General features: G+C 72.8%; 1 protein-coding gene. It reads left to right on the plus strand.

Annotated features, from left to right (window positions below; translation table 11 throughout):
- A partial coding sequence (locus OP86_RS32705) for a hypothetical protein (RefSeq protein WP_033334562.1) occupies positions 1-217 on the plus strand: 217 nt, incomplete at both ends.

Genomic DNA, 217 nt, shown 5'->3' on the forward strand with positions numbered 1-217 from the left:
CGAGACCGCCCGCCGCCTGGACGACATTTACGACGTCCTGCTCGCCAACCCCCGGCCGAACTCCGAGGCCGACACCGGGGAACTCCTCGAAGCCCTCGGCGTGTTCGACGTCCCCAAGCCCCTCACCCCCACCGAACGCGCCGTCGTCGACCTCTTCCTCACCGCCGTCGACGCCATGGGCGGCATCCGCCCCGGCCACCGCCACGGCCTGGACCGC

Source organism: Streptomyces novaecaesareae (assembly GCF_000716875.1).
In the GTDB taxonomy this organism is placed as follows: domain Bacteria; phylum Actinomycetota; class Actinomycetes; order Streptomycetales; family Streptomycetaceae; genus Kitasatospora; species Kitasatospora novaecaesareae.